The 20,526-nt window shown below is 66.1% G+C and carries 18 protein-coding genes; 10 read left to right on the top strand and 8 right to left on the bottom strand.

Annotated elements, in window-relative coordinates; genetic code table 11:
- Window positions 1–70: 70 nt before the first annotated feature.
- A complete protein-coding gene (locus AB0J47_RS03765) occupies window positions 71–1,447 on the bottom strand; it encodes a replication-associated recombination protein A (RefSeq protein ID WP_364340704.1) in 1,377 nt (458 codons plus the stop codon).
- Window positions 1,448–1,727: 280 nt separating this feature from the next.
- On the opposite strand from AB0J47_RS03765, the gene AB0J47_RS03760 reads away from it, so the two are divergent.
- Both AB0J47_RS03760 and AB0J47_RS03755 read left to right on the top strand, forming a co-directional pair.
- Window positions 1,728–2,075 (top strand): YciI family protein, encoded by a 348-nt coding sequence (locus AB0J47_RS03760; protein WP_364340152.1) that lies wholly within the window; start codon window positions 1,728–1,730, stop codon window positions 2,073–2,075.
- Window positions 2,076–2,079: 4 nt separating this feature from the next.
- Entirely contained in the window at window positions 2,080–3,336 is a 1,257-nt protein-coding gene (locus tag AB0J47_RS03755) for a sigma-70 family RNA polymerase sigma factor (RefSeq protein WP_364340150.1), read from the top strand.
- Window positions 3,337–3,355: 19 nt separating this feature from the next.
- On the opposite strand, the gene AB0J47_RS03750 is transcribed toward AB0J47_RS03755, so the two are convergent.
- Window positions 3,356–4,525, bottom strand: coding sequence for a kinase (locus AB0J47_RS03750; RefSeq protein ID WP_364340148.1), 1,170 nt, complete (start codon window positions 4,523–4,525; stop codon window positions 3,356–3,358).
- Between the two features lie 766 nt (window positions 4,526–5,291).
- Between AB0J47_RS03750 and AB0J47_RS03745 the strand changes: the two genes are divergently transcribed.
- Window positions 5,292–5,975 (top strand): hypothetical protein, encoded by a 684-nt coding sequence (locus AB0J47_RS03745; protein WP_364340146.1) that lies wholly within the window; start codon window positions 5,292–5,294, stop codon window positions 5,973–5,975.
- A 67-nt stretch (window positions 5,976–6,042) separates the two neighbouring features.
- Here the strand turns inward: AB0J47_RS03745 and AB0J47_RS03740 are convergent, their stop codons facing one another.
- Both AB0J47_RS03740 and aspS read right to left on the bottom strand, forming a co-directional pair.
- Entirely contained in the window at window positions 6,043–7,011 is a 969-nt protein-coding gene (locus AB0J47_RS03740; protein ID WP_364340144.1) for a DUF389 domain-containing protein, read from the bottom strand.
- Between the two features lie 170 nt (window positions 7,012–7,181).
- Window positions 7,182–8,978 carry an aspartate--tRNA ligase gene (gene aspS, locus AB0J47_RS03735; protein WP_364340142.1) on the bottom strand — a complete coding sequence of 599 codons (1,797 nt, stop codon included), beginning with the start codon at window positions 8,976–8,978 and terminating at the stop codon, window positions 7,182–7,184.
- A gap of 340 nt (window positions 8,979–9,318) precedes the next feature.
- Here aspS and AB0J47_RS03730 point away from each other — a divergent pair, with 340 nt between their 5' ends.
- Window positions 9,319–10,242, top strand: a complete 924-nt coding sequence (locus AB0J47_RS03730; protein WP_364340140.1) for a neutral zinc metallopeptidase — start codon at window positions 9,319–9,321, stop codon at window positions 10,240–10,242.
- A 64-nt stretch (window positions 10,243–10,306) separates the two neighbouring features.
- The gene (locus tag AB0J47_RS03725; protein ID WP_364340138.1) at window positions 10,307–10,828 is read left to right on the top strand and encodes a hypothetical protein; all 522 of its coding nucleotides are present in this window, start codon (window positions 10,307–10,309) and stop codon (window positions 10,826–10,828) included.
- A gap of 148 nt (window positions 10,829–10,976) precedes the next feature.
- Here the strand turns inward: AB0J47_RS03725 and AB0J47_RS03720 are convergent, their stop codons facing one another.
- Both AB0J47_RS03720 and AB0J47_RS03715 read right to left on the bottom strand, forming a co-directional pair.
- On the bottom strand, window positions 10,977–12,578 hold the full coding sequence (locus AB0J47_RS03720; protein ID WP_364340136.1) for a hypothetical protein: 1,602 nt from the start codon (window positions 12,576–12,578) through the stop codon (window positions 10,977–10,979).
- Window positions 12,575–12,904, bottom strand: a complete 330-nt coding sequence (locus AB0J47_RS03715; RefSeq protein ID WP_364340134.1) for a type VII secretion target — start codon at window positions 12,902–12,904, stop codon at window positions 12,575–12,577. Before AB0J47_RS03715 ends, AB0J47_RS03720 begins: the two co-directional genes overlap by 4 nt.
- A 246-nt stretch (window positions 12,905–13,150) precedes the next feature.
- Between AB0J47_RS03715 and AB0J47_RS03710 the strand changes: the two genes are divergently transcribed.
- The 4 genes from AB0J47_RS03710 (at window position 13,151) to AB0J47_RS03695 (ending at window position 18,291) form a co-directional block, all read left to right on the top strand.
- Window positions 13,151–14,155, top strand: a complete 1,005-nt coding sequence (locus tag AB0J47_RS03710; protein ID WP_364340132.1) for an NAD-dependent epimerase/dehydratase family protein — start codon at window positions 13,151–13,153, stop codon at window positions 14,153–14,155.
- A 31-nt stretch (window positions 14,156–14,186) separates the two neighbouring features.
- Window positions 14,187–15,203 carry an Rv2578c family radical SAM protein gene (locus AB0J47_RS03705; protein WP_364340129.1) on the top strand — a complete coding sequence of 339 codons (1,017 nt, stop codon included), beginning with the start codon at window positions 14,187–14,189 and terminating at the stop codon, window positions 15,201–15,203.
- 83 nt (window positions 15,204–15,286) lie between these two features.
- A complete protein-coding gene (locus AB0J47_RS03700) occupies window positions 15,287–17,212 on the top strand; it encodes a 2-oxoacid:acceptor oxidoreductase subunit alpha (RefSeq protein ID WP_364340126.1) in 1,926 nt (641 codons plus the stop codon).
- Window positions 17,212–18,291: a 2-oxoacid:ferredoxin oxidoreductase subunit beta gene (locus tag AB0J47_RS03695; RefSeq protein WP_364340124.1), complete on the top strand. Its 1,080-nt coding sequence runs from the start codon at window positions 17,212–17,214 to the stop codon at window positions 18,289–18,291. The genes AB0J47_RS03700 and AB0J47_RS03695 overlap by 1 nt, the downstream gene beginning before the upstream one ends.
- Here the strand turns inward: AB0J47_RS03695 and AB0J47_RS03690 are convergent.
- Window positions 18,284–18,730: a MarR family transcriptional regulator gene (locus tag AB0J47_RS03690; protein WP_364340122.1), complete on the bottom strand. Its 447-nt coding sequence runs from the start codon at window positions 18,728–18,730 to the stop codon at window positions 18,284–18,286. The two genes, AB0J47_RS03695 and AB0J47_RS03690, sit on opposite strands and share 8 nt — an antisense overlap.
- A gap of 58 nt (window positions 18,731–18,788) precedes the next feature.
- Here AB0J47_RS03690 and AB0J47_RS03685 point away from each other — a divergent pair, with 58 nt between their 5' ends.
- Window positions 18,789–19,184 (top strand): hypothetical protein, encoded by a 396-nt coding sequence (locus tag AB0J47_RS03685; RefSeq protein ID WP_364340120.1) that lies wholly within the window; start codon window positions 18,789–18,791, stop codon window positions 19,182–19,184.
- 20 nt (window positions 19,185–19,204) lie between these two features.
- Here AB0J47_RS03685 and AB0J47_RS03680 read toward each other — a convergent pair whose 3' ends face one another.
- A complete protein-coding gene (locus tag AB0J47_RS03680; protein ID WP_364340118.1) occupies window positions 19,205–20,212 on the bottom strand; it encodes a malate dehydrogenase in 1,008 nt (335 codons plus the stop codon).
- Between the last annotated feature and the right edge of the window lie 314 nt (window positions 20,213–20,526).

Raw genomic sequence — 20,526 nt, 5'->3', positions numbered from 1 at the left:
GCATCCCCTTTTTCAGCGCCCGGGGTGGTCCACGTCCGCTGGCACGGCCGACCCGAAACCGTCTGAGCGTTTATCGTCCTCGGACGATTCTGCGCAACTTCTCGACACGACGTTGGATATCACGTTCGACGCCGTGGTCGGTGGGCGTGTAGTAGTCGCGGCCGACGATTTCGTCGGGCGGATACTGCTGAGCCAGCACGCCATCCGGGTCGTCGTGCGGGTATTTGTAGCCCTGGGCGTTGCCGAGGGCGGCGGCTCCCGCGTAGTGGCCGTCGCGCAGATGGGCGGGGACCGCACCCGCCTTGCCCCCCGAAATATCGGCGAGGGCGGCGCCGAGCGCGGCAGGTACGGCACCGGATTTGGGGGCCGTGGCCAGGTGAATTGTCGCGTGTGTCAGGGTGAGTTGGGCCTCGGGCATGCCGATCAGCTGCACCACTTGCGCGGCCGCGACCGCGGTTTGCAGCGCCATCGGATCGGCCAGGCCGATGTCCTCGCTCGCCGAAATCACCAGGCGGCGGGCGATGAAGCGGGGATCCTCGCCCGCACTGAGCATGCGGGCCAGATAGTGCAGTGCCGCATCGACATCCGAGCCGCGGATGGATTTGATGAAGGCGCTCACCACGTCGTAGTGCTGGTCACCCGCGCGGTCGTAGCGGACGGCGGCCTTGTCCACGCTGGCCTCGACCAGATCCACATCGACGGTACCGTCCAAGGAGGACTCCGCCGATGCCTCCAGCGCGGTGAGCGCCCGGCGCGCGTCACCGCCCGCGATCCGCACGATGTGCTCGAGCGCGGCCTCGGTCACCGTGTACGCGCCGTCGTAACCGCGCGGGTCCGTGAGGGCACGGTCGAGTACCAGCCGGATATCGGCCGCGGTGAGCGATTGCAATTGCAGCACCAACGAACGCGACAGCAGCGGCGAGACCACCGAGAACGATGGATTCTCTGTCGTCGCGCCGACCAGCAGCACGATCCGGTTCTCGACCGCGGCCAACAATGCGTCCTGCTGGGTCTTGGAGAAGCGATGCACCTCGTCGATGAACAACACGGTCTGCTCGCCCGCGGTGAGACGGCGGCGGGCCACATCGATGACCGCGCGCACCTCCTTCACACCGGCCGACAAGGCCGACAGCGCCTCGAAGCGACGACCGGTGGCCTGCGAAATCAGCGAGGCCAGCGTCGTCTTGCCGGTTCCCGGCGGCCCGTACAGCAGCACCGACGCCGCGCCCGAACCCTCGATCAACCGCCGCAGCGGTGAGCCGGGTCCGAGCAGATGCTGTTGGCCGACCACCTCGTCCAATGTCGCGGGCCGCATCCGCACCGCCAGCGGCGCACCGGCATCGCGGCGTACCACACTGTCGATGGAGTGTCCGGTCGGCACCTCGTCGCCGGGCACGTCGAATAAGCCTTCGCTCACACCGAGCACGTTACCGAGGGGGACCGACAGCTCCGGGGCGTGTACCGGTTTGCCTGGGCGGTGCAAGCTCGTCGGCAATTCGGTGATGATCGCGCCGCTGGTATTCCTGCGGCTGGAACCGGCGACCACCGAGCCATTACGACCATGGGTGTGCCGCTCGGGTCCGCATCGGCGCGACTCGCGAGACTCCACGCGATTCCAGGAGCAGAATTTTTCTCGCGACAGGTTTGTCGATTTCCGCCGAGCTCGCTCGTCGGAACGAATACGACGGCCCGATCGGCGGGCCGGCCGAACCCGAAGGAGCGAGATCATGAGCCAGTACCTGGTGCTGATTTACGAGGACGAAAGCGCGTACGCGGGCGCATCGGAGCAGGTCATGGGCGAGGTCTACCAGGCGCACGTGACCTTCCAGGAGATCGCGGGCGACGCGGTGCAAGGCGGTAACGCACTCCAACCGACCGCCACCGCCACCTCCATCCGGCAGAACGACAACGGCGATTTCACCGTGACCGATGCCCCATTCGCCGAGGCCAAGGAGGCGCTGGGCGGCTACTACCTGATCGAGGCCGCGGATCTGGACGCCGCGATCGCAGTGGCAAAGCAAGTACCCGCCCGGTTCGGCGGTGTCGAGGTGCGTCCGATCATGACCTTCGACTAGACCTGTGCCGATCGACACCGATACGGTCGCCGCTGTCGACCAGGCGCACCGTCGCGAATGGGCCTTCGTGCTCGCCGCGACGGTGCGGCTGGTCCGCGACTTCGACCTCGCCGAGGAATGCGTGCAGGACGCTTATGCGCGTGCGCTCACCGAATGGGCCGCGCACGGCGTTCCGGCGAAACCCGGCGCCTGGTTGACCACCGTTGCCCGCCGCCGCGGCCTCGACCTGCTGCGCCGCGACTCCACCTTGCGGCGCACACTGCCCATGCTGATCACCGACCAGGCCGAGGACACCGCCGATCTCGCACTCGCGGGACTGGATTCGGCATCCGCCATCCCCGACGACCGGTTGCGCCTGATCAGCACCTGCTGTCACCCGGCTTTGGGCCGCGAGGCCCAGGTGGCACTGACCCTTCGACTGGTCTGCGGTGTCACCACCGCCGAGGTCGCCCGCGCCTTCCTCACCAGCGAATCGACCATGGCGGCCCGCATTACGCGCGCCAAGAAGAAGATCGCGGTGGCACGCATTCCGTATCGGGTGCCATCGGTGCGCGAACTCCCCGACCGCCTCGACGCCATCTGCGCGGTCATCCATCTGCTGTTCACCACCGGTCACACCGCGCCCTCGGGTGACGCGCTGGTGCGCCCCGATCTGATCGAACGGGCGCTCCAACTTGCGCGGATGATGCACGCGCTGGTCCCGGACGACCCTTCCGTCACCGGCCTGCTGGCCCTGATCCTGCTCACCGACGCACGACGCGAGGCCCGCGTGGATACCGAAGGCCGACTGTGCACCCTCGAACACCAAGACCGCTCCCGCTGGGATCGTGAGGCCATCACCGAGGGCATCGCCTTGGTGAAAACCGCTCTGCCACATACGGATCGATACACTCTGCAGGCCGCCATCGCCGCCGTGCACGATGAGGCACCGTCCTGGCCGGAAACCGACTGGCGTGAGATCACCGGCCTGTACGCACTGCTACTGCGAATTTGGCCGTCGCCGGTGGTGCGCCTCAATCATGCGGTGGCGGTTGGCCTTTCCGGCAACCCGACCCGAGCCCTCGACCTGCTCGACGAACTCGCCACCGAACCATCCCTCGCCACCTACGGCTACCTCGAAGCCTCTCGCGCGGCCTTGCTGACCCAGCTGGGTCGCACCACCGAAGCAGCCCGAGCCTACGAATCCGCGCTACTCCTGACCGAAAACACCATAGAACGAGCCCACCTCGAATCGCGCCTATCCGAGCTCACCGCCGAGTAGCAGCGCGAGGTCTCCTGACCTATTCCGACCAGCGCTCTTCGAGCATCGCCGACACATCCTCGGCGAAATCACCCACTACGTCGTCCCCGGTGCAGCGCGCGTCTTCCGCCAAGGCGGCCCAGCGGTTGATCAGGGCTTCCGAGCGCGGAACGGACAGGCCGTGTTCGCGGGCGGCGGCGATGCGGGTGTGGTCGGCGGGCAGGAACCAGTAGGTGGTGAGCCAGACCCAGATGAGGCGAGCTTCCAGGATGCGTTCGGCGAGCACAGCGTCGTCGGCCAGTGCGGGCCAGACACCGACGACCTGGGCGCGCCACGCATCGACCATTTGCTTGGCACGATCGCGGGACAGTTCGAAGTCGCAGAGGCAGCCGGGGAAGGACACCAGCGCGTAGGCGATATCGAGGGTGGCGTCGCGGTAGCCGCCCCATTCGTAGTCGAGGAAGCGCGCGCCCTCTTCATTCAGGATCACATTGTCGGGGCACAGGTCCGAGGGGCTGAATGCCCGGAAGCGCCCCGCGGAGAAAAGACGATTGCCTCGAACGATCCGCTCGGCGATCTCACCAGGGACCTCGATACCGAGTTCGCGCTGCAGCATGCCGGGCACCTCGGAGATGGCGGCCTCGGCCTGTTGCGCGATGCCATCGACCCGGTGCACCACATCCACCCGCCGCAGCAGCGCGACGAAATCCGCTTCGCGCCCGACGGTCGCCGCATGCATCCGACCCAGTGCCTGCGCGAAGGCCATGAGCGCGTTGCGCGTCGCCGGCTCCACACCGGATTGCAACACCTGCGTCATCCGGGAGTTCTCCCCGAGATCACTCAGGACGAGCAGCCGGTCCGGGAGGCTGTGCGCGATCAGATATGCGCCGGGCCGCTGATCCCGGCTGAGCGCGGTGGTGAACTGATACGACACGGCCTCGCGCAGAAATGCGGAGTCGATGCTGGCGACGCCGGGCGCTAGACCACCCGTCGTGCGGTCCGCCGCGGATCCGCGAACCTGCTTGACGATGAGCGTCCGGGGCAGGGAGTAGGCGTTCTCTGAAACACGCACGCGTAGGACCGTCGTCCTACCACTACCGCTGAGTTCCATCGGATCGCTCAGCTTTACCGGAGCACCCATTCGCTTTGTGAGCAACTGCTGTGCTGCGGACACGACTTCGGCGGCGCGTTCGGCCAATAGTGCGGTCATCGCTAATCAAGCTACTCGCACCGGGTCACTTCTAGCGAGCGGTTACACAACCTTTCCGCGTCGTTCGGCGTGTCTGCGTCAAGGTTGCGGAACAGGCGCTGCTTGCTTGACACCATTGCGGCTGTCCGGTTTTCTCATCGTCAACTGCCGTGCGCCACACCGCAAACCAGTTGCGTCGAAAGGTCTGCAGACAATGTCCGACTCACCGTCGCCCAAGCCGAACGAACCAACTGGCTCGCCCGAACCGAGCGGCGGCGCACCCGACGAGCGCAGTGGCGAACAATTCGCCGCGCGTCCGGGTCAGCACGAAAGTGCCGATCCACAACCGACACAAACGAGCAGCGAACACAGCAGGCACGAGATGGCCGGGCCCGCTGGCTACCCACAGTTCGAGGGTCCCGGCGCGGCACAGTACGGCAGTGAACCGCTGGAGCCACCACCACCGCCGGTCGGCGCGCCGGGACAACCGGGACAACCCAGCTACGGTCCGCCGGGAACCGGTCCCGGCACGGCACATCCCGCAACGATGTCCCCGCCCGGAGCTGCCGCAACGCCTGCGGGGGCCGCCCCACCTGGCGCAATGCAACCCAGCTTCGAACCGGCTGGCGCAGCAGCGCCCAGCTTGGCGAAGCCCGGCGCAATGCCGCCCGGTGCCGTACCTCCCGGCGCAATGCCGCCCGGTGCCGTACCTCCCGGCGCAATGCCGCCTGGCGCAACACAACCCGGCGCCATGCCGCCGGCTGGCACGACGCCTCCCACCGGTGCTATGCCGCCCGGCTCCGAGCCCGGCGCGCCGACCTACGGCTATCAATCCGCCCCCGGAACACCCACCACCCTCGACGTCGGCAATGCCCTGAGCTACGGCTGGGAGAAGTTCCGCGCGAATTTCGGCCCCTGGCTGGCTGTTACCGCGGTCGGCGTGATCATCTATTTCGCCTTCGTACTCATCGTCCAGGTCGTGCAACCGAATTCGCTGTTCAGTCTGTTGCTGACCTTCCTCGTGGTCATGGTCGCGATCTGGCTGCTGCAGGCAGCTATGATCCGCGGCGCGCTCTATGAAACCGATGGCAACAAACCGACTTTCGCGTCCTACTTCCAATTCGTGAATGCGGGAAATGTCCTCTTGACAGCCCTGCTCGCCTTCGTGCTCACCTGGATCGGGGCCGCGCTGTGCTTCGTACCCGGTCTGATCGCCGGATTCCTGTGCATTTTTTCGCTGCACTTCGTCGTCGATCAGGAACAGAATCCATTCGACGCGATCAAGTCCAGCGCGACGCTGGTCATCGCCAATATCGGGCAGGTGCTGCTACTCGCCCTCGCGGTGCTGGTCATCACTTTTGTCGCCACTTTGCTGTGCGGCTTCGGGCTTCTGGTGGCCGGGCCGGTGTGCACGATCGCGGTGACCTACGCCTACCGAGCGCTCACCGGCGGCACCGTGTCCGTGACCTAGCATTCGGTGCGCCGCGCGCGTCGGCTCTCAGCACACCGGAACCCGGCCACCGCAACAGAATTGGCGGTCACTTCGCGGACAGCGACCGCATCCACCACCACTGCTTGAACCGTGCGATCGGGCCGCCCTCGCTACCCGCGCGCGGGCGCAGTGCCAGCACGAGCACCCCGGCCGTGACGATGCCGGCCAGGTTCACCGCGAGCTGCCCGGCCGACATGAACGCGATGTGCCACTGCCCCAAAGTTGCCGCGATCACCGCGAATCCGGCCGCGGGAACGGTCGTCACCGAGATGAACACCCCGACCAGTGCCGCCGATTTCGATGTCACCACCGCCAGCATGCCCGCAGCACCCGCGAGCAGTGCGACCACCAATGAGAACGGCCCGACCTCATAGATGAAGTCGACATTCTGGATGGCTTCCACTCCGGTCAACGTGATCCAGCCGAACTGCTCCCACAGCAATGTCGCCAACATCGTGATGAGCATCGCCACCGGAAATGCCACCAGCAGCGCGACCGCCGACTTGCGGGCGAGCCGGAAATCGCGTCGCCACAACCCCGCCGAAAAGGCTGCCAGCGGCCCGAATTCGGGCCCGACCACCATCGCACCGACAATCGTCACCGGCGAGTCGGTGGCCACGCCGACGGCCGCGAGCAGGCAGGCAATGGTGAGAAAGGCAACGAAACTCAGGGTCAGCGAGGACTCCTCATGAGTCTGCGCGAGCAGTTCCTCCCACACCACCGCATCGGTCGGATCGCCAGGCGCCGCCTCGATCGCCCGCTCGCCGGCATCGGAGATCACCGTCTCGACCGGTCCGAGCGTGATGCCGCCGGTGTGTTTGATGCCGAGCGTGGTCAGATCCGCGAGTACATCGTTGGCGGCCTCACGCGCGACATCGGCCTGGATCAGATCACCGACGGGTTCGACGGCGACTCCCCGCGCCAGCGTCACATGGGTGACGCCCGGGTCGGCACTCAGCACCGCCATCACCTTGTCGGTGAGTTCGGGCGGGCTGATCATGCGCAAGTGCAGCAACGGGACCCCTCATGGTCAGCGTCGATGCGGCAAGCATCGACGATACTGACCAAAAAGTACCGTTCGGGCGACCGCCTCGCTATCCAACAACCCGACCCGCACCGTACTCATCATGCCGACCAGTGAACGGTCGAGAGAAGGTCCGAGCGTGTCCGCTTCGAATGTCCGGCCTACTCGGCGGCGCCCTTCGCCTCGCCGTCCTTCTTCTTCTCGGGCTTGAAGTCCAGCCCCGCCTCCTTGCGCTGCTGTGCGGTGATCGGCGCGGGCGCATCGGTCAGCGGGTCCACACCGCCACCGGTCTTCGGGAAGGCGATGACCTCACGGATCGAATCCACTCCGGCCAGCAGCGCGGTGATCCGGTCCCAGCCGAAGGCGATGCCGCCGTGCGGCGGCGCGCCGTAGGAGAACGCGTCGAGCAGGAAGCCGAACTTCTCCTGCGCCTCGTCGTGCCCGATGCCCATCACATTGAACACGCGTTCCTGCACATCGCGGCGATGGATTCGGATGCTGCCGCCGCCGATCTCGTTGCCGTTGCAGACGATGTCGTAGGCGTAGGCCAGGGCCGAACCCGGGTCGGTATCGAAGGTGTCCAGTGACTCCGGCTTGGGCGAGGTGAACGCGTGATGCACGGCGGTCCATGCCGAATGACCAAGTGCCACATCACCACTCGCGGTCGCCTCGGCGGCGGGCTCGAACATCGGCGCATCCACGATCCACACGAAGGCCCACGCGTTCTCATCGATCAGACCGCATTTGCGCGCGATCTCGCCACGCGCCGCACCGAGCAGCGCGCGCTGCGCCTTGGCCGGACCCGCGGCGAAGAACACACAGTCACCAGGTACCGCGCCGACATGCTTCGCCAAGCCCTCGCGTTCGGATTCGCTGAGGTTCTTGGCAACCGGTCCGCCGAGCGTGCCGTCCTCCTGTACCAGCACATAGGCCAGACCCTTAGCTCCGCGCTGCTTGGCCCACTCCTGCCAGGCGTCGAGCTGACGCCGCGGCTGACTCGCGCCACCCGGCATCACGACCGCGCCCACATACTCCGCCTGGAAAACCCGGAACGGGGTCTCCTTGAAATATTCGGTGCATTCGGTGATCTCGACGCCGAAGCGCAGGTCCGGCTTATCGCTACCGAAGCGGCGCATCGCCTCCGCGTAGGTCATATGCGGAATCGGGAACGGAATGTCGTAGCCGACCAGCTTCCACAACTCCTCCAGGATCTCCTCGGCCACCAGGATCACGTCCTCCTGGCGCACAAAGCTCATCTCGAGGTCGAGCTGGGTGAACTCGGGCTGGCGGTCGGCGCGGAAGTCCTCGTCGCGGTAGCAGCGCGCGATCTGGTAGTACCGCTCGATACCGGCGACCATCAGCAGCTGCTTGAACAGCTGCGGGCTCTGCGGCAGCGCATAGAAGTTGCCCGGCTGCAGGCGCGCGGGCACCAGGAAGTCGCGGGCGCCCTCGGGCGTGGAGCGGGTCATCGTCGGGGTCTCGACCTCGACGAATTCATGACGGGCCAGCACCGCGCGGGCGGCAGCGTTGACCCTCGAGCGCAGCCGGATGGCCCTACCTGGCGCCTCGCGGCGCAGGTCGAGGTAGCGGTACTTGAGGCGGGCCTCGTCACCGGGCTGCTCGTCGAGCTGGAACGGCAGCGGAGCACTCTCGTTGAGTACCTCGAGTTCGGTGACGTTGACCTCGATGGAACCGGTCGGCAGCTCCGGGTTCTCGTTGCCGCCGGGCCGCTGCTCGACCACACCGGTCACCTGCACGCAGAATTCGGCACGCAACTTGTGCGCCTGCGCGGCGGGCTCGCCCTCGCGGAATACCGCCTGCGCTATACCCGAGGCATCGCGCAGATCGATGAAGATCACGCCACCATGGTCACGACGCCGGGCCACCCATCCGGTAAGGGTGACGGTCTGACCGGCGTGCTCGCTTCGCAGCGAACCAGCCAAGTGGGTGCGCAGCACGGGATTCCTTTCGACGGATGTGACACCGGCAGGGCGATCCGGTGCGGTTGCCATCGTAGTGAGACACATATCCCGAGAGGAAACCGATATCGCCGCCCCGCGTGCGAAGCTGTAGACATCAGGTCGTCGGTCCGCAGGTTTGGGCCGAAACCGGGCAGTACCGCACACGTTCCCACCAGGGTACGAGTCTTACGAGCGCCGTTCGCGGCCCGTCTCGCATCCGAGTGGCCGAAGCGTAGCGCCGCAGGCGCGAGTCTCGGCCGCTCGGATGCGAGACAGCGGGGGGCCGCGAACACGCGGCGCCGCAGGCGCCGCAAATCCAACACAGAAAGCGAAGCAGATGACCTTCAACGAAGGCCTCCAGATCGACCCGGATCGGGCTTCTTCCGGCGGTGGCCCCGGGATGGGTGGCAAGCTCGCCCTCGGCGGTGGTGCCGGTGGTCTCATCCTGCTGGTACTCGGCCTGCTGCTCGGCGGAGATCCCGGTTCGCTGCTCGGACAGTTGAACGGCAGCGAGAACAGCACGGTGCAGCCCGGCACCGCGGGCACGCCCGAGCACTGCAAGACCGGCGCGGACGCCAATAAGTACGTCGACTGCCGGGTGGTGCTCACCGCACAGAGCCTCGACGCGGTGTGGGCGGCGCAGCTGCCCCAGCAGACCGGCAAGAAATATTCGAAGCCGAAACTGGTGCTGTTCACCGGCTCGGTCTCGACCGGATGCGGCAATGCGACCAGTGCGGTCGGCCCGTTCTACTGCCCCGCCGACCGGACCGCCTACTTCGACACCGCCTTCTTTCAGGAACTGGTCGACCGCTTCGGTTCCAGCGGCGGGCCGCTCGCCCAGGAGTACGTGGTGGCACATGAGGTCGGCCACCACATCCAGAATCTGCTCGGCGATATCGGTCGGGCCCAACAGGATCCGCGCGGCCCGGAATCCGGCGCGGTGCGCACCGAACTCCAGGCCGACTGCTACGCGGGCATCTGGGCCCACTTCGCCGATAAGCAGCCCGCCCCCGGAACCAACCAGCCCTTCCTGAAAGCCCTGTCCGACAACGATATCCGTGACGCGCTCTCCGCCGCGTCCGCCGTCGGTGACGACCGAATTCAGCGGGCCGCTCGGGGCCGCGTCAACCCTGAGGCCTGGACCCACGGCTCCTCCGACCAACGCCAGAAATGGTTCCTCACCGGCTACAAGACCGGACAGCTCCAAGCATGCGACACGTACTCGGCCGCCGATCTGAACAACCCGTCGGCATTGCGCTGATCGCCATCGAATGATCAATAATCGACGCCAGTTGGACTGTGGCACAGCGTAGATAGGGATTTTCATGCGGAGAACAAAGTCGGCACTGCTGCTTCTCGTCGTGGCACTCGCGGGTAGCTGGGGTCTCGCCTCGGCCCAACCGGCCGCCGACACACCACAACAGCCCGCCACGGCGCTGCTGACACTCACCACCATCCCGAGCGGTTGGTCCGAGCGGGTCGACCTGCGTCCGCTGCTGCAGATCTACGCCGACGGCCGCGCGGTCGAACAGCCCGACGCGGCATCCACCACCCGCGCCGCCGACACCCCACCGCAGCGGCTCACCGGCACCATCCCGAGCGACGTCCTGAATACCGCACTGGCGGAAACGAAATCACTCGCCGCCCTCGACCTCGGCATGCCCAGCGCCACCGACCAAGGCACCCAGATCATCGATCTCATGCAGACGCCGCCCGACCAAGACGTCCACCTGCTCATGTACGCCCCCGACGCGACCGAGAACCTCACGCCCGACCAACAAGCCAACCGCAAACGCTTCACCGACCTCTACCGCAAACTTCTCGACGCTTTCACCCGAGACCACTGAACCGGGTCTCGATCTCCGAAGCGATGTAGCCACGAGGAACGTTGTGCGCCTTCGGTATCCACCCGGGCCGAGTAGCGCAACCTACGCACGACCAGAACACCAGTGCCCCCACTCGAAGACGAGCGGGGGCACTGGAGAACGTTGTCGACTAGAACTGGTCCTGTTCGTAGTCCGAGCTGACCAGCTCATCCGGGTGAGTCGCGCCGATGACATCCGGGGTGGACTCACCGAGCGGGCCAGTGAGGTCGTCGTTGCCGGTGCGGCTGTGGTACGGGTCCACATTCCGCGAGTGCTCGTCGTCACTGCCGCCGCGTTGGCCGGTGGCACCGGGGCTGCCGCCCATGAAGGAGTTCCCGGTGCCCGCCGCGCCGGTCGAGGTACCCGTGCCCACGGATGTGCCGGACAGGCCCGAGACCCGGCTGATGGGCGAAACAGAGCTGCCCGGCGTGCCGGTCACCTTCTGCGTCGATGGCGAGCCCGAGGAGCTCGGCGAGCCGGAATGGCTTCCGATGCCGGTGATGCCCGAACTCCCCGAGGTGGTGTGCCCGGTATTGAACGATGCCGCCGTGGTGGACGTGCTCGGCGAACCGGAGGTGCTGGAACCGTCCAACAGGCCGGCAGCATTGGTCGACGCATCCTGCGCGACCGACTGCGCCTGTTCCATGATCGGCTCACCGATGTTCTGCATGACCGCCTGAGCGACCTCCTGCGGCGCGGGCAAACCGCTGGCCCCGAGCAACTGATTCACCAGACCGGTCAGCTCGGCCGTCTTCCCCGCCAGATCACCACGGGTGGCATTGGCGACCGCGACGGCCGAGCCCAGATGTTCGGTCGCCGTCGCGATGAGTGCGGCCTGACCGGGCGGCGTCAGCGCCACCGGCACGAGTGCGGTTGCCTGCGTGGCGAATTCGCTCGCGATGCCGAGCAGCTGCGCATTGCCCTGCTGCACCACCGCGGCGGCGCGCTGGGTGAGTTCGGAGATATCGATACCGCGCTGACTGGTGTCCTGTCCCTGGGTCTGCGCGGTATTGCTCGCGGCCTGCGCCTCCCGGGAGGATTGGCCTTGCCAGAGCTGCTCGACGGTCTGCAGGCCGCCCTTGCCGACCGATACCGCGGCCTCGATGATCTTCGATGATTGACTGAGAATCGCGGTCGGGTCGAAGGCTCCGATGACGCCGGTGCCGAAGCTGTTGAGCAGCTCGAGGATCGGCTGGAACAGCGTGTCGATGCCGGGAATTCCGGGAATCGACAGCCCCTGCATCAGAGCCGCGACCGGATCGGATGGAATATTCGTCGCCGCCGCGGCCGCGGCCGCCCCCTGGTTACTCGCCCCGCCGAGCGCACTGCTCACCGCACTCTGCGCCTGCTGCGCCGCCTGCAACACCGGAGCGGCCGCATGGCTGATCGCGGCCTGTGCATCGGTAAGTGCCTGCGACACATCGGGCGGCACCGCACCGGACAGAATCGCGCTCGCGTCCGGCGTCGAATTGCCGTTGAGCCCCGGCATGCCCGTAGGTATGGTCCCCAGCTGCGGCGATTCCTCGGTGATCTTGCGTGCGAGCACGAATTCGGGCGCCTCGATCGGCGGCAGATCCGCGGGCAACTGCGGTAGCGACAGATCGCTCAATCCCTGCGACGCGTTCTGCAGCGCGTCGACCGCGGTGTTCTGCGTCGCGATCACGGCCTCTTCGATCGCCACGCTCTGGTCGGGTGCGATCACGCCGGTCGAGCCGGTATCCATCGGCTTCATACCCCGCCCCCGACCTGGTTGGTGATCGCGCTCAGTACGCCCGCATTGCCGGAGTCGGTGGTGTCGAATGCGGCGGCCGCGGTGAACGCGGACTTCGAGAGCTTGTCGTATTTGGCCGACAGCTCATTGATGTCCTTGGCCTGCAATACCTGCGCAGCGGCGAACGCCAACAGATAGTCGGCGCCGATCAGACCGAATACCGGCGTGAGCGCGGCAACGTTCTGCACGGCATCGAAATCGGCCGCACCCGCGATCTCGCCAGCGACCCCGGCATTAGTCGCCGCGAATGCTCGGACCGCATCGGTTTCCACCGAGAGATCAGCCATCGAGTTGCACCCCCCAAATCGTCGTGAACTGCAGTTCAGTGTTCATAGCGTCGATCAACATCTACTCCCTGCCCGCCCCGGCAGCTCGGCTGCGATCGGGCCCCTGCGCAGCTGCGAGGTGGTACTTGCGCCGCTGCGGTTGCGCTCAATATAGCCGACCCCACCGGCAAGTTTCGAGCCCAACGCAGCCACCCGACGGAACTGGAACATGTTGCAAATTAGAACAAGTTCTATATTCTCGATCGCATGAAGGTCGCAGTGACCGGCGCAGCCGGCTACCTTGGCACGAATCTGCTCAGCCTGCTGGTCGAACGAGGACACGAGGTCACAGCAATCGATCGCGTCGTTCCGCAGCAACGGACGGACCCGAACGTCACCTGGGTCTCCGGCAATGTGCTCGATCCGGAATCCATGCGCTCCGTGCTCGCGGGCGCGGAGATCGTCTACCACCTCGTCGCCGTGATCACCCTGGCCGAGCAGCACGACCTCGCCTGGAAGGTCAATACCGAAGGCGTTCGCGTCGTCGCCGAGGCGGCACTGGATCTGGGCGTGCGCCGCATGGTGCACGCGAGTTCCATCCACGCCTTTAACCAGTACACCTGCGGCGGTCGCATCGATGAGTCCTCGGTGCGCTCGACCGATCCCAGCCTGCCGGTCTACGACCGCTCCAAATGGGCGGGCGAGATCGAACTGCGCAAGGTGATCGAGCAGGGCCTGGACGCGGTGATCTGCAATCCCACCGGCGTCTTCGGGCCGCTCGACTACGGCACCCCACTGTCCAGGATCAACCGCACCCTCAAGGACGCAGCGCGCGGCCGGGTGCCCGCGATGATCGGCGGCGGCTTCGACCTGGTCGACGTCCGCGATGTCGCGAAAGGCCTGATCCTGGCCGGGGAGCGGGGCCGGACCGGCGAGAACTACCTGCTCGGCGGTTCGATGATCTCCATGCTCGACCTGTGCCGCATCGCGGCGGAATGCGGCGGCAAGAAGGGGCCGAAGTTCTCGATCTCCCCCAAGGTGGTCAACGGTTTGATTCCGGTGTTGGCACCGATGGGCAAACTGTTCAAGACCGACATCGTTTCCAAGGCCGCACTCGGCGCGCTGGTCTCCGCCCCGATCGTCGACCACGGCAAGGCGGAGCGCGAAATCGGTTATCAGCCAAGGCCCATCGAGGAGACCGTGCGCGATCTGGTGACCTTCTTCGCCGATCCGAAGCAGCTCACCGCACCCGACGCCCGACAGATTGCTTGACACCGCTTAGAACACATGTTCGACTGATGGGGTGCGGTGGCAAAGCCAAACCCTGGATGCCGACGACGGCGCCCTGCCCGGTCTCGACCGGGCAGGTTTCGTGCGCACCGTGCAGACCCCCGAATTCGAGGGCATCACGTTTCACGAGGTGCTGTGCAAGAGCGCGCTGAACAAGATGCCGGAGGCGTCGAATCTACCGTTCCATTGGACGATCAATCCGATGCGCGGCTGTTCACACGCCTGCCGCTACTGTTTCGCGCGACCCACCCATGAGTATCTGGATCTGGACGCAGGGCGGGATTTCGATTCCCAGATCGTGGTGAAGACCAATATCGCCGCGGTGCTACGCAAGGAACTCGGCCGCCGGTCCTGGCATCATGAACCAGTCGCGCTGGGCACCAATACCGATCCGTATCAACGTGCCGAGGGCCGATATCGATTGATGCCCGGCATCATTCGCGCGCTGACCGATTCCGGCACATCGTTCTCCATTCTCACCAAGGGCACGCTGCTGCGCCGGGATCTGCCGCTGCTCACCGCGGCGGCGCGCCAGGTCCGGGTGGGCATCGCCGTCTCCATCGCCATCCTGGACATGGATCTACACCGCAGCCTGGAATCCGGTACGCCATCGCCCAAGGCGCGGCTGGAGATGGTGCGGGCGCTGGCCGATGCCGGGTTCGAGGTGAATGTGATGGTCGCGCCGGTGATTCCATATCTCACCGACAGCCGCGCCCACCTGGACGCGCTGTTCGGTGCGATCGCCGAGGCCGGGGCGGTATCGGTGGTCGCATTCCCGATGCATCTGCGCGGGGCCACCCGTGGCTGGTTCCTGAGCTGGCTGGCCGAGGCGCATCCCGCTCTGGTGCGGCGGTATCGCCAGCTCTATGGCCGCGGCGCCTATGTGACGCCGGAATATGCGTCCTGGCTACGCGAGCGGGTGCAGCCACTGCTCCAGCGACACGGCCTCATCCGCGAGCACACCCCGGAACCGCAGACACAACTGTCGACGCCGCTGCCCAACGACACGCAGCTGGCGCTCTTCGCGTAAAGCATTTCACAAACAATTCCCGCACACGGCGGAGTAGGTTGGCCAATGGCACCTCCCATCGGACGAGGAAGTGAAGCAGGCATATGGTTTCCGACCAAAGTGATGTCGGCACAGCGAAATTGGAAAAGGTCGTAATTCGGTTCGCCGGGGACTCCGGTGACGGAATGCAGCTCACCGGTGATCGCTTCACGCATGAGGCGGCCGCATTCGGCAACGACCTCGCCACCCAGCCCAACTTCCCGGCCGAAATCCGGGCGCCACAGGGCACGCTGCCCGGCGTCTCGTCCTTCCAGATCCAGATCGCCGACTATGACATCTTGACCGCGGGCGATCAGCCCGACGTACTGGTCGCGATGAATCCGGCCGCGCTGAAGTCCAATCTGGAGGATCTGCCGCGCGGCGCCACGGTGATCGTGAACACCGACGAGTTCACCAAACGCAATCTCGGCAAGGTCGGCTACACGACCGATCCGCTCGACGACGACACGCTGAGCGATTTCGTGGTCCACCGCGTGCCGATGACCTCGATCACCCTGGGCGCGACCGAGCCGACCGGTGTCGGCAAAAAGGACGGTCAGCGCGCGAAGAATATGTTCGCACTCGGCCTGCTGTCCTGGATGTACGGTCGGCCGATCGGCGGCACCGAACGCTTCCTGCGCGAGAAGTTCGCCGCGAAGCCCGATATCGCCGAGGCGAATCTGCTCGCCTTCCGCGCTGGCTGGAACTATGGCGAGACCACCGAAAGCTTCGCAACCACCTTCGAGGTGGCCCCGGCCAAACTGCCGCCCGGCACCTACCGCCAGATAACCGGCAATACCGCGCTCGCCTACGGCCTCGTCGCCGCGGGACAATTGTCCGGGTTGCCGGTGTTTCTCGGCACCTATCCGATCACGCCCGCCTCCGACATCCTGCACGAACTCAGTAAGCACAAGAACTTCGGCGTCACCACCTTCCAGGCCGAGGACGAGATCGCGGGCATCGGCGCGGCCCTCGGCGCTTCGCTCGGCGGCGCGCTCGGCGTCACGAGTACCTCTGGCCCCGGGCTGGCGCTCAAGAGCGAAACCATCGGGCTCGCGGTGATGACGGAACTGCCGTTAGTGATCGTCGACGTACAGCGCGGCGGCCCCTCCACCGGACTACCGACCAAGACCGAACAGGCCGATCTGCTGCAGGCGCTCTACGGCCGCAACGGGGAATCACCGGTCGCCGTACTCGCGCCGCGCTCGCCCGCCGACTGCTTCGCCACCGCGGTGGAGGCGGCGCGCATCGCCCTCACCTATCGCACACCGGTGCTGTTGCTCTCCGACGGCTCGATCGCCAATGGTTCTGAGCCATGGTCGATTCCGCGGGTGGCCGAACTGGAGCCGATCGATCCGCGCTTCGAACCCGAGGCCGAAGAGGGCACACCGTTCCAGCCCTACTCCCGTGACCCCGACACTCTCGCCAGGCCGCTCGCCGTGCCAGGCACCGCCGGTCGCGCGCATCGGATCGGCGGACTGGAGAAAGCCGACGGCAGCGGCAATATCTCCTATGAGCCGGGCAATCACGAATTGATGGTTCGCCTGCGGCAGGCCAAGATCGACGGCATCACCGTCCCCGATCTCGAGGTCGACGATCCGGACGGGCGGGCCGACTTGCTGCTGATCGGCTGGGGCAGTTCCTTCGGCCCGATCGGCGAGGCGTGTCGGCGCGCCCGCCGGCGCGGTGTCCCGGTCGCGCAGGCGCATCTGCGATATCTGAATCCATTGCCCGCCAATCTCGGTGCCGTACTGCGCAGCTACCCGACGGTGATCGCGCCGGAAATGAACGGCGGCCAGCTCGCCATGCTGCTGCGGGCGAAGTATCTGGTGGATGTGCAACCGTGGACGAAGATCGCGGGCACGGCATTCTCCGCGCAGGAACTCGTCGGGGTCATCGATGCGGCACTGGACGGGTCGATCGGGGATATGGAACACGATAAGGCCTTCGCGGCACGGGCGCGGGCCACGTACTCGACTGGGGGTAACTGATGACCATCGTCGAAACCTCGCTCGTCGGAACCGATCTGGGTCTCACCGGACTCTCCGGGGTGCCGTCCGCGGACGGGCCGCAGAAGGTCAAGGACTTCACCTCCGACCAGGAGGTGCGCTGGTGCCCCGGCTGCGGTGACTACGTGATCCTGGCGACCGTGCGCGGCTTCCTCGCTGAACTCGGGTTGCGCAGGGAAAACCTGATGTTCGTCTCCGGGATCGGCTGCTCGAGCCGGTTCCCGTACTACCTCGAGGCCTACGGCATCCACTCCATCCACGGCCGTGCGCCCGCCATCGCGACCGGACTCGCGGTGACCCGGCCGGATCTGTCGGTGTGGGTGGTGACCGGTGACGGTGACGCGCTGTCGATCGGCGGCAACCACCTGATCCATGCCCTGCGCCGCAATGTGAATATGACGATCCTGCTGTTCAACAATCGGATCTACGGACTCACCAAGGGCCAGTACTCCCCCACTTCGGAAGAGGGCAAGATCACCAAGTCGACACCGATGGGCTCGGTCGACCATCCGTTCAACACGCTCTCGGTCGCGCTCGGCGCGGAAGCCAGCTTCGCAGCGCGCGCACTGGATTCCGATCGCGCGGGTCTCACCGAGGTGCTACGCGCCGCGGCCGAACATCGCGGGACCTCGTTCGTGGAGATTCTGCAGGACTGCCCGATCTTCAACGACGGTTCCTTCGATGTGCTGCGCAAGGGTGATGCCGAATCCCGCCTCATCCCGCTGCACCAGGGTGAGCCGATCCGTTTCGGCGCTGATGGCGAATTCGCCGTGGTGCGTGCCGGTTTCGGGCTCGAGGTGGTGCGCACCGACGAGGTCGACGAGTCCGAGATCATCGTGCACGACGCCTACACCGACAATCCCGAGTACGCCTACGCGCTCTCGCGCCTGTCCGACCAGGACCTCGGGCACGTGGTCACCGGCATCTTCCGTAATGTCACCCGTCCCACCTATGACGATGCCGTCCGCACCCAAACCGCGATGGCGCGGGAACGCAAACCGGTACAAGCGGATTCGCTGCAATCCCTTCTCAACGGTTCGGAAACCTGGACCATCAGCTAGGCAAACCCAGCCGATCGGCGAGCGTGCCGAGGACACGATGTAGGTCGGCACGCTCGGCCGCGGTGAGGTCCGCGGTGGTCTCGGCGTCGATCGCCTGCGCGACGTCGAGGCATTTGCGTAGTAGTGCGCGGCCGTGGGAGGTCATGCTCAGGTTCTGACGGCGGCGATCCTCCGGGTCCCGTAACCGTTCGATAGCTCCGAGGGACTCGAGGTGGTCGGCCAGCGCGACGACCAGACTCGGCGCGACGCGCAGTATCCGTGCCATCTCCATCTGCGATGTCGGTCCGTTGGCCGCCAACACATTCAGCATCCCGGCATGCTTCGGCTTCAGCCCGAGTCTCGACACATCGGCGCTGAAGCGATCGGTCAGGAACGCACCCAGCAGGCCGAGCCGGAAGGTGATGGTCTCCGGCAGCTTTTCCGCCTTGACGTTCTTCATAGCCAGCATAATACTGTTCCTGAACCATTCAGAGTGTGAATGATTTAGGGAGTGAAAGATGCAGTACCAGAATCTCAGCAGATCCGCGATCATTGTCAATGCGATCGGCGCGGGCGCCGCCGTGGCATTCAGCGTCGCGGCACTTGTCGATCCGACCCTCGCGATATCCGGCAGCGCGGACTCGCCCGGTCTCGATCTCTATGCCCAGGCCTACGCGGCCCGCGCGATCCCGCTGGGTGCCGCGCTGCTGTTCAGCCTGGCCAGCCGCAGCAAGCGGGCTCTCCTACCGCTGCTGACCGTCTCCGGCGCGGTACAGCTCAGTGACCTCGCCATCGGAGCCACGCAGGGAATTCCGGGCATGGTGGTCGGCGGCAGCGTGCTTGCGCTCATTCATCTCGCCACCGCGGGTCAGTTGGCCCTCGACAGGAGTCGCTCCGCCCCAGTCGCAGCCTGAGCTAGGAGTTCGGGCATGAGTCAGACGTGCTTGGCGAATCCGAGGTCGATGACGGCATCGCGTTCCTGTTCGAGTTCGGCGACGTTGGCGTCGATGCGGGCCCGGGAGAATTCGTCGAGCTCCAGGCCCTGGACGATCGAGTATTCGCCGCCCGCGCAGGTGACGGGAAACGAGGTGATGAGACCTTCGGGGGCACCGTAGGAGCCGTCGGAGGGGACGGCCATGGAGGTCCAGTCGTCGGCGTGGGTGCCGAGGGACCAGTCGTGGATGTGGTCTATGGCGGCGCTGGCCGCGCTGGCGGCCGAAGAGGCGCCGCGGGCCTGGATGATGGCGGTGCCACGCTGTTGGACGGTGGGGATGAAGTCCTGGCGCACCCAGGCCTGGTCAACGAGGTCGAGGGCGGGGCGGCCCGCGATGGTGGCGTGGGCGATATCCGGATACTGGGTCGCGGAGTGGTTGCCCCAGATGGCGACGCGGGCGATATCGGCGGCGGGCGCGCCGGTCTTCTTGGCCAGCTGCGCGATGGCGCGGTTGTGGTCGAGGCGGGTCATCGCGGTGAAACGCTCGGCCGGGACGTCCGGGGCATTGCTCATGGCGATGAAGGCGTTGGTATTGGCCGGATTTCCGACCACGAGCACCTTGACGTCGTCGGCTGCGCTGGCGTTGATCGCCTGGCCCTGTTCGGTGAAGATCGGGCCATTGGCGGCCAGCAGGTCCGAACGCTCCATCCCCGCGGTGCGCGGCCGGGCACCGACCAGCAGCGCGACATTCGCGCCCGCGAACCCGACCCACGGATCGTCACTGATATCGATCGACTCGAGCAGCGGGAACGCACCGTCCTCGAGCTCCATCGCCACACCCTCCAGCGATGCCACCGCAGCCGGAATCTCCAGCAACCGCAGCCGTACCGGCGTCTCGGATCCCAGCAGCGCCCCGGACGCGATTCGGAACAGCAGACCGTAGGCGATCTGCCCCGCACCTCCGGTCACGGCTACGGTCACGGGCGCGGTCCGAGCAGCGGTGCTCACCAGAAACTCCTTGCGATAGACGGACACTCGATCCCCACCCTAACGACTCTCACGGCCCCCGAACCGCAGTGGTGAGCTACGCGACAATCACCTCGCCATACCCATCCAACCACCCCAGCTAACGACAAGCTTCCCGTCAGCACCGCGGCCCCGACCGACCATCCCCACCTGGGAGCCCCTGACCGTTGGGCGCTGAGCCGCCACATCGAAGTCCGTACCGAGATTCGGGCATCCACAACGGGTACGATCCCGACAGCGGGCGCGAATGTTCAGCGCAGCACGCAACCGCGCATCGCATGCGATCTCACATTGCA

The sequence above is a fragment of the Nocardia sp. NPDC049737 genome (assembly GCF_040674755.1).
Lineage (GTDB): Bacteria > Actinomycetota > Actinomycetes > Mycobacteriales > Mycobacteriaceae > Nocardia.
Note: the sequence above shows the minus strand (reverse complement) of the source record. Positions and strands in the feature narration are given on the sequence as shown.